This is a genomic window from Acidovorax sp. KPB24-03, assembly GCF_057546605.1.
The window spans coordinates 1-8,542 of the sequence record NZ_BAAJYR010000156.1; the positions used below are offsets into that span (position 1 = coordinate 1).

Below are 8,542 nucleotides of genomic sequence, written 5' to 3' on the forward strand. Positions count from 1 at the left end.
CCCCTGGGCGCGGTGGAAGAAGGCGCCCGTCACTGGCCCCTGGCGCTGGATGGCGCGCCGGCCCGCGCGGCCGACTACACGTCGCTCGTGGTGCGCTGGGCCGAGAACGCGCCAGTGCGCCTGTCCGACGTGGCGCGGGTGACCGACTCCACCGAGAACCGCTACAGCAGCGGCTTTCACAACGAGCGCGATGCCGTCATCCTGCAGGTGCGGCGCCAGCCCGGCGCCAATACGGTGGCGACCGTGGACGCGATCCGTGCGCAGCTGCCCTACCTGCGCACACTGGTGCCTGCGAGCGCGCGGCTGGACATCGTCGTCGAGCGTTCGCAAGGCATCCGGGCCACGCTGCGCGAGGCGCATCTCACGCTCGCTCTGTCGGTGGCGCTGGTGGTGGCCGTGGTGGCGGCCTTTCTCGGGCGGCTGCGCACGGCGCTCATTCCCACCGTGGCGATCCCGGTGTCGCTCATCGGCACGTTCACGGTGATGTACCTGGCGGGCTTTTCGCTCAACAACCTGTCGCTCATGGCCCTCATCGTGGCGGCCGGCCTGGTGGTGGACGACGCGATCGTGGTGCTGGAGAACGTGGAGCGCTACATCGAACGCGGCATGACGCCGTTGCGCGCCGCGCTGCGCGGCGCGGGCGAGGTGGGTTTCACGCTGGTGGCGATGACCCTCGCCCTCGTGGTGGTCTTCGTCTCGATCCTGTTCATGGGCGGCGTGGTGCAGCGGCTGTTCCGCGAGTTCTCCATCACGCTGGCGGCGGCGGTGGTGATCTCGCTGGTGGTGTCCCTGACGCTCACGCCTGTGCTGTGCGCCTATGGGCTGCGCGGGCAGCGCAGCGCACGCCAGGTACAGGCGCGGCATGCCTGGACCGCTCGCGTGGGGGCCGCCAGCGCCGCGATGCTGGCCGACCTGCGCCACGGCTACGACCGCAGCCTGGGCTGGGCGCTGCGCCACAGCTTCGTGGTGCTGCTCGCCTTCCTGGCCGTGGTGGGCGTGAACGTGTGGCTTTACCAGTCGCTGCCCAAGATCATGATGCCGCGTCAGGACACCGGCATCGTCCACGCTTTCATCCGCGGCGACGATGGCTTTTCGTTCCAGGTCATGCAGCCCAAGATCGAGGCCTACCGCCGCCTGCTGCTGGCCGACCCGGCCGTGGCCCACGTGGCCGGCACCAGCGGCGGCAGCGGCAGCATCGCCAACAGTTTTTTCATCGTCAGCCTCAAACCCCTGGCGGAGCGTGGCGGCGAGCCGACGCAAGCCGTGGTCAACCGGCTTCGCGAGAAGGCGCCAGCCGTGCCGGGCGGGGTGCTGAGCCCCAGCATCGAGCAGGACATCCAGATCGGCGGCGTGTCGTTCGGCGAGGCCGATACGGCGGTCATCCTGCGCTCGGGCGAAGTGCGCTCGCTGCGCACCTGGGCCCGGAAGGTGTCGCTGGCCATGGGCGAGGCACCGGAATTCACCGACGTGCAGGCCGTGAGCGACGGTGGCGCGCAGCAGGTGGTGGTGGACATCGACCGCGAGGCCGCGCAGCGCCTGGGGGTGGACATGCAGGCCGTGGCGTCCGTGCTGAACAACTCCTACGCCCAGCGCCAGGTGACCACGCTGTACGACCGGCTCAACCAGTACCGCGTAGTGATGGAGGTGGACCCGCGCTTCACTTCGCAGCCGCAATCGCTGGCGCAGATGCAGGTGCTCACCCCGAACGGATCGCGCGTGCCGCTCACGGCCTTTGCCACGTGGCGCTACGGGCTGGCGGAGGACCAGGTGTGGCACGACGCGCTGTTCGCGTCGATGTACATTGGCTACAGCCTCGCCCCCGGCGTGACGCAGGAGCAGGGCCAGCGTGCACTCAACGCCGTGATGGCGCGCGTGATGCTGCCCGCCTCGGTGCACCTGGCGCCGTCCGGGGAAGACGCGGCACGGTCCAGCGCGGTGCGCTCGCAGCCCTGGCTCATCTTGGGCGTGGTGCTGGCCGTGTACTTGGTGCTGGGGGTGCTGTACGAGAGTCTGGTGCACCCGCTCACGATCCTCTCCACCGTCCCGCCGGCGGGCGTTGGCGCGCTGCTGGCGTTGTGGCTGACCAACACCCCGTTCAGCCTCATGGCGCTGCTGGGGCTGTTTCTGCTCATCGGCGTGGTCATGAAGAACGCCATCCTGATGATCGACTTCGCGCTCGACGCCCAGCGCCGCGAGGGGTTGCCGCCGCAGCAGGCGATCCGCCGTGCGGCGGCGCTGCGGCTGCGCCCGATCCTGATGACCAATCTGGCAGGCCTGCTCGGCGCGCTGCCCCTGGTGCTCGGCACGGGCGAAGGCTCCGAGCTGCGCCGGCCGCTGGGCCTGGCCATCATGGGGGGGCTGGCGGTCAGCCAGTTGCTCACGCTGTACACCACCCCTGTCATCTATTACGGCCTGGAGCGCTGGCGCCAGCGGTGGCTGGCAGGGGGTGGGGAGCCCGTACCCGGCGCGCCATGAAAAAGAAAAAGGGCGCCTGGTGGGGCGCCCTTGATGGGGAGACTTCGCGGCCGGTCCGGCCGCCGATCTCAGTAGTAGCGGCGGATGTTGTCCACCGCGATGCCATTCATGGCACGGCTCAGGTCGGCCATGATGCGGGCGTCGTACAGTGCGGCGTTCCAGGTCTTTTCGTCTTCGGCTTCACGGCGGCGGGCTTCGGCCCAGGCCTTGTAGCCGGAGCGCAACACAGCGCTGGCGCGGCGGGCGGGACCGGCCAGCAGGGCCAGCGCGGCGAAGGCGATCACCCACATGACCATCCAGGCGGCCAGCATGTGGCCTTCGGCGCGGGTGTCGACCACTTGGTTGGCGACCACCAGCACGGCGGCCACGACGGCGGCCAGCAGGAGGGAGGATGCGCCCCGTGCGCCGTCCAGGCTGGCAGCAGCGCCCTTCAGGGAAGCGGCGAAGCGCTCTGCGCGCTGCACGCCGGGGTGTTCGGTGCGGTATTCGATGTGTACAAAATTTGCCATGATGAGGACCCTTTTCAGACGCTTTTGGCGAAATTGCCGGGCGAATGGGTGAATCTTAGGGTTTACCCCATGGCTGTTCCACTTTATATTTTGAATCTCAGTCATTCACTGAAGTGATGGTTCAACATGCTGCCTCTCAACTTCCGCTCGCTTGACCTGAACCTGCTGCGCGTGTTCGATGAGGTGATGACCGAGCGCAACCTCACCCGTGCGGCGCACAAGCTGTCGCTCACCCAGCCGGCCGTGAGCAACGCGCTGCGGCGCCTGCGCGAGGTGCTGGGCGACGACCTGGTGGTGCGCAGCGGGCAGGGCGTGCAGCCCACGCCCCGGGCGCTCACGCTGTGGCCGCCGGTGCGGCAGCCTTGGCGCAATTGCAACAGTCGCTGGCGCCGGGGGATTTCGACCCTGCCACCGCCAGTTCCACGTTCGTGCTGGCCATGGCCGACGCCACGGGCGCCACACTGATCCCGCCGCTGGTGGAGATCATCGAGCGCGAGGCGCCCGGGGTGTCCGTGCGCGTGGTGCCGCTCACCACGCGCGACCCGCGCAGCATGCTGGACGACGAATCCGCCGACATGGCCGTGGGCTACTTCCCCGCGGTGATGGCCGACCTGACCGCGCGCGCCCAGACCGACAGCGTGGTGGCCTTCGAAAGCGTGCGCCTGTACGACGGCGAATACGTGTGCGTGATGCGCCACGGCCACCCGCTCGCCCAGGTGCCGATGACGCTCGATCTGTACTGCAGCGCGCGCCACCTGCTGGTGAGCTTTTCCGGCAAGCCCTACGGCTTCATCGACGAGGCGCTCACCGCGCTGGGCCGCGAGCGGCGCATCGTGCTCACGGTGAACCAGTTCTTCACCGCTGGGCGCGTGGTGACCACCACCGACCTGCTCACCGTGCTGCCGCGCCACTTCGTGGGCGTGGCCAGCATCGCCGGCGAACTGGTGTGGCGCCCGCTGCCCATGCCGCTGCCCACGGTGCATGTCGATGCGCTGTGGCACCGCCGCCGCCTGCACGATGCGGCCCACCGCTGGCTGCGGGGCGCGATGGCGCGCTCGGCCCTGCCCACGGCCCGGCGCCCTCCCGTGGCCTGACGGCGGCACCGCGCCAGCCTCCACAATCGGCGCATGAAGATTCAACTGCTGTCCGATCTGCACCTGGAAGCCCACCCCGCCTTCGCCCCCAGCCCCGCCCCGGGCGCCGACGTGCTCGTGCTGGCCGGCGACATCGGCTCCTACCAATCCGGCTCTCAGCTGGCCGACGACGACTTCGGGCTGGCGCGCTTTTCCCCGCTGCCGCAGTTCGCCGGCTGGCCGACCCCCGTGCTGTTCGTGCCCGGCAACCATGAATACGACATGCAGGATTTCGACGCCGCCCAGCAGCGCCTGCGCCAGGTGTGCGACCGCCTGGGCCTGATCTGGCTGGAACGCGAAAGCGTGGTGCTGGAGGGCGTGCGCTTCGTCGGCACCACCCTCTGGAGCGACTTCGACGCGCTGGCCGAGGACGAAGGCAGCACCGACCTCGCGCGCCGCCTGCGCCAGCGCGAGAAGGCCTTTCGCGCCGCCAACTTCTACCTGCGCAAGACCGGCGGCACCCGCAGCGGCGAGCCCTTCCTGGCCGAGCCGATGCGCGAGCAGTCCCTGGCCTGCCAAGCCTGGCTGCGCGACGCGCTCGCGCGCCCGTTCGACGGTCCCACCGTGGCCGTGACGCACTTCGCCCCGAGCCTGAAAAGCGCCGACCCGCGCTACGGGCTGATTCCCGGCACCGCGGGGTTCTGCAATGCGCTGGACGATCTGCTGCCCCATGCCCAGCTGTGGATGCACGGCCACCTGCATTCGCCGAGCGACTACACGGTGCAGGGCGCGCGGGCCGATGGAACGCCCTGGCGCTGCCGCGTGGTGGCCAACCCGCTGGGCTATGCCCGCAAGGGCGAGCAGGACACCTTCTCGCCGCATTTCACCGCCACCGTATGATCGTTCGCAGGTGCCGGCTTCCACGCCGGCGCTTTCGCCGCGCAGGGCATACAAAGATGACGCAGGTCAAGACAACAGGCGCACGCGCAGATTAGTCTGGTCCCTTCTCTTTCGGAGACGTCTTCATGAACATCCTCCTCGCCGTCGACGGCAGCCCGTACACCAAGAAAATGCTCGCCTACCTCGCCACCCACGAGGAACTGCTGGCCGGCACGCACGACTACACCGTGGTGACCGTGCAGCCCGCCCTGCCGCCCCGCGCCCGCGCGGCCCTGGGCAAGGAAACCGTCGAGAAGTACCACGCCGAAGAGGCCGAGAAAATCATCGGCCCGGTGGTCAAGTTCCTCGCCCGCCACGGGGTGGTCGCCCAGCGGATCGTGAAGACCGGCCCCATCGGCGAAACCCTCGGCAAGGTGGCGGACACCGGGAAGTTCGACCTGCTCGTGATGGGCTCGCACGGCCACGGCGCGCTCGGCAAGCTGGTGATGGGCTCCGTCAGTACCCAGGTGCTGGCGAACAGCCAGGTGCCGGTGTTGCTGGTGCGCTGACCCCTTGCGCGGCCAGGCCGCCGAAGCACGTCTCCACCGCCCAGTCGAGGATGCGCGCATCGGTGTACCGGCCGGTGGCGCGCAGCATGGCCGGCAGCGGGTCGGCCGAACGGGCCAGCAGCGCCCACAGCACCACGTCGGGCGGCCATTGGGCGTTCAGCTGGCCGGCCTCCTGGGCTTCCACGATCCAGGTGGTGATCCGCGCGCTGGCGGTCTGCAGCGACGCCTGGTAGCGCTCGCAGTCGCGCAGCGGCCCGGCCAGGCCGGAATTACGGCTCAGCAGCAGGGGCATCTCGTCGGTCAGCTGCAGCGACAGCATCCAGCGCAGCAGCGCCTGCAGGCGCTCGATGGCGGACTGGCCGGGCGGCACGCCCTGCAAAAACCCTTGCAGCCGGTCCACGGCATGCACCATGGCGGCGGCGCACAGGTCGTCCTTGCCGGCGAAGTGCTTGTACAGGCTGGCCTTGGCCACGCCCACTTCGGCGGCCACGTCGTCCAGCGTCATGGCCTCGAAGCCCTTTTCGCCGAGCAGGCGGCCCGCAGCCGCCACGATGGCCTCTTCCCGTGCCTGGTGCATTTGCGCCTTGAAGGAGGGGCGGGACGGGGGCGTGTTCATGCGGCGCATCTTAGCGACCGGCCGCGGCCCCCGGTACCGGGACAGCCCGGGGCCTACACCGCCAGCATGCGGGCCGCGGTGCGGGTCAGCGCCTCGGACAGCGCATCCAGCACCTCCGATTCGAGGTTCCAGCAGTGCCAGTAAAGCTGGATCGGCAGCGAATGGCCGGGCGCCAGGTCCACCAGGCTGCCGTCGGCCAGCGCCCCGCGCACCAGCAACTCGGGCACCACGCCCGCGCCCCAGCCGGCGGTGGCGGCACGCACCTGGCCTTCGGAGCTGGGCACGAACAGGTGGTGCAGCGCCACGCGCTTGAGGCCGAAGGCGCGCATCACGAACTCGGCCTGCATGTCGTCCTTGCGGTTGAACGACAGGAACGGCACGTCGCGGAAGTTGTGCGGCGTGAGCCCGTGCGGCAGGTAGCGCGCCGCCAGCGCCGGCGAGGCCACCGCCACGTAGTGCATGGCCCCGAGCGGCACCACCTTGCAGCCGCGCAGCGCCTGCTTGAGCGTGGTGACGCAGCCCAGCACCTGGCCCGAGCGCAGCCACTCCTGCGTGAAATCCTGGTCGTCCACGATGATCTCGACGGGCAGGCGCTGGCGCACCAGATCGTGCAGCGCCTCCAGCGCCCAGGTGGCAATGCTGTCGGCGTTGATGGCAATCGAGATGCGCTCGTCCTCGCGCGCGCCGCCGGGGGCGCTCGGGGCGAGTTCCTGCAGGTCGCGCTCCAGGTCGGCGCGCAGCAGGCGCAGCTGCTTGGTGTGCTTGAGCAGCAGCTGGCCGGCGGTGGTGGGCTTGAGCGGCCGGCTGCGCACGATGAGCACCGAGCCCACCTGCGCCTCCAGGGCGCGCAGCCGCTGCGAGACGGCCGACTGCGTGACGTTCAGGCGCTGGGCGGCGCGCTCGAAGCCGCCCTCCTCCACGATGGCGGCCAGGCATTCCAGTGCGGCGGGATCGAAGCTGCTCATGGGCGTGCGTGCATTAGAGGTTCTGATGAATTTGGATGAAGTTTAATTTTGCTTTTAATTCGCCGCAACGCGATCCACACTCCGGCCCATGAAAACCATCGTCTTGGGCGCCGGCATCATCGGCATCAGCACCGCCTGGCATCTGCTCGAGCGCGGCCATGAAGTCACCGTCGTGGACCGCCAGCTCGGCGCGGCGCTGGAGACCAGCTTCGCCAACGCGGGGCAGATCTCGGTGAGCTACTGCGAGCCCTGGGCCAACCGCGATGCGCCGCTCAAGGCGCTCAAGTGGATGTTCGACAAGGAAGCACCGCTGCTGTTTCGCCCGCAGCTCGACTGGGACCAGTGGCGCTGGGGCCTGAAATTCCTCGCACAGTGCAACGATGCGGCGTTCGAGCGCAACGTGCAGCAGATCGTGGCCCTGGGCGCCTACAGCCATGCTGCCCTGAAGGACGTGGTGCGCGCCACCGGCATCGAATACCACCGGCTGGAGCGCGGCATCGCCCACTTCTACACCGACCAGAAATCGTTCGACGCCGCCGGCCATGCGGTCGAGGTGATGCGCCGGCACGGCGTGCAGCGCCGCCTGGTCAGCCGCGACGAGCTGCTGCAGATCGAGCCGGCCTTCCGAGCCTACGGCGACCACATCACCGGCGGCACCTACACCAGCACCGACGAAAGCGGCGACGCCCGCCTGTTCACGCAGGAGCTCGCGCGCCGCTGCGCCGAGCGCGGCGTGCAGTTCCTCTACGGCCACGACGTGGTGCGCCTGAACCAGGCCGGTGGCGCTATCGAATCCGTAGCCGTCCGCGCACGCAGCACCAGCGCTGGAGGCCAGAAAGACCAGAACCTCACCGCCGATGCGATCGTCGTCGCCTGCGGCACCTACAGCGCCCCGCTGCTGCGCACGGTGGGCGTGGACCTGCCGATCTACCCCGGCAAGGGCTACAGCGCGACCTTCCCGCTGCTCAAGCCCGAGGGCGCGCCGCTGGTCTCGACCATCGACGACGGCAAGAAGATCGCCATGAGCCGCCTGGGCAACGTGCTGCGCGTGGCCGGCACCATCGAGCTGGGCGGCTACGACCTGTCGCTGGACAGCCCCCTGGCGCGGGCGCGCTGCCACATGCTGTCGCGCCGCATCGAGGCCATCCTGCCCGGCGTGTGCGACACCCGCACGCCCGAGGAAGGCGGCAACCCGCAGTACTGGACCGGCCTGCGCCCGGCCACGCCCACCAACATTCCGTTCATCGGCCGCACGCGCGTGGGCAAGCTGTGGGTCAACGCGGGCCACGGCACGCTGGGCTGGACACACGGCGCGGGTTCCGGCAAGGCGGTGGCCGAGCTGATCAGCGGCGAGCGGCCGGCCATGGCCTTCGGCTTCCTGGGCCAGGGCGTGGCCGCGGGTGCCGCCGCGTCCGCCCCGATCGCGGGCCTGACCGGGGCGGCCTGACCGGGGGCG

Annotated in this window: 7 protein-coding genes and 1 pseudogene; 5 read left to right on the plus strand and 3 right to left on the minus strand. The window is 69.8% G+C overall.

What is annotated here, in order from left to right:
• Positions 1-2,475, plus strand: a 2,475-nt coding sequence (locus tag AC27KI_RS15445; protein ID WP_487114598.1) for an efflux RND transporter permease subunit, incomplete at its 5' end; no start/stop codon positions are given.
• A 68-nt stretch (positions 2,476-2,543) separates the two neighbouring features.
• Here AC27KI_RS15445 and AC27KI_RS15450 read toward each other — a convergent pair.
• Complete coding sequence (locus AC27KI_RS15450) at positions 2,544-2,984, minus strand: hypothetical protein (RefSeq protein ID WP_272566134.1); 441 nt, start codon at positions 2,982-2,984, stop codon at positions 2,544-2,546.
• A gap of 126 nt (positions 2,985-3,110) precedes the next feature.
• Between AC27KI_RS15450 and AC27KI_RS15455 the strand changes: the two are divergent.
• From AC27KI_RS15455 to AC27KI_RS15465, 3 genes and pseudogenes are all read left to right on the plus strand, one after another.
• Positions 3,111-4,078: pseudogene (locus AC27KI_RS15455) on the plus strand (LysR family transcriptional regulator).
• Between the two features lie 33 nt (positions 4,079-4,111).
• A complete protein-coding gene (locus AC27KI_RS15460; RefSeq protein WP_487089263.1) occupies positions 4,112-4,957 on the plus strand; it encodes a metallophosphoesterase in 846 nt (281 codons plus the stop codon).
• A gap of 125 nt (positions 4,958-5,082) precedes the next feature.
• Positions 5,083-5,505 carry a universal stress protein gene (locus tag AC27KI_RS15465; protein WP_272566139.1) on the plus strand — a complete coding sequence of 141 codons (423 nt, stop codon included), beginning with the start codon at positions 5,083-5,085 and terminating at the stop codon, positions 5,503-5,505.
• Here the strand turns inward: AC27KI_RS15465 and AC27KI_RS15470 are convergent.
• A complete protein-coding gene (locus AC27KI_RS15470) occupies positions 5,453-6,121 on the minus strand; it encodes a TetR/AcrR family transcriptional regulator (RefSeq protein ID WP_487114600.1) in 669 nt (222 codons plus the stop codon). The two genes, AC27KI_RS15465 and AC27KI_RS15470, sit on opposite strands and share 53 nt — an antisense overlap.
• A 53-nt stretch (positions 6,122-6,174) precedes the next feature.
• Positions 6,175-7,086, minus strand: a complete 912-nt coding sequence (locus tag AC27KI_RS15475) for a LysR family transcriptional regulator ArgP (RefSeq protein WP_272566141.1) — start codon at positions 7,084-7,086, stop codon at positions 6,175-6,177.
• Positions 7,087-7,174: 88 nt separating this feature from the next.
• Between AC27KI_RS15475 and AC27KI_RS15480 the strand changes: the two genes are divergently transcribed.
• The gene (locus AC27KI_RS15480) at positions 7,175-8,533 is read left to right on the plus strand and encodes a D-amino acid dehydrogenase (RefSeq protein WP_487114602.1); all 1,359 of its coding nucleotides are present in this window, start codon (positions 7,175-7,177) and stop codon (positions 8,531-8,533) included.
• Positions 8,534-8,542: the final 9 nt, after the last annotated feature.

Coding starts and splice junctions, on each gene's coding strand:
- AC27KI_RS15450 (WP_272566134.1), bottom strand. CDS start 2,984: ATGGCAAATTTTGTACACATCGAATACCGCACCGAACACCCCGGCGTG.
- AC27KI_RS15460 (WP_487089263.1), top strand. CDS start 4,112: ATGAAGATTCAACTGCTGTCCGATCTGCACCTGGAAGCCCACCCCGCC.
- AC27KI_RS15465 (WP_272566139.1), top strand. CDS start 5,083: ATGAACATCCTCCTCGCCGTCGACGGCAGCCCGTACACCAAGAAAATG.
- AC27KI_RS15470 (WP_487114600.1), bottom strand. CDS start 6,121: ATGAACACGCCCCCGTCCCGCCCCTCCTTCAAGGCGCAAATGCACCAG.
- AC27KI_RS15475 (WP_272566141.1), bottom strand. CDS start 7,086: ATGAGCAGCTTCGATCCCGCCGCACTGGAATGCCTGGCCGCCATCGTG.
- AC27KI_RS15480 (WP_487114602.1), top strand. CDS start 7,175: ATGAAAACCATCGTCTTGGGCGCCGGCATCATCGGCATCAGCACCGCC.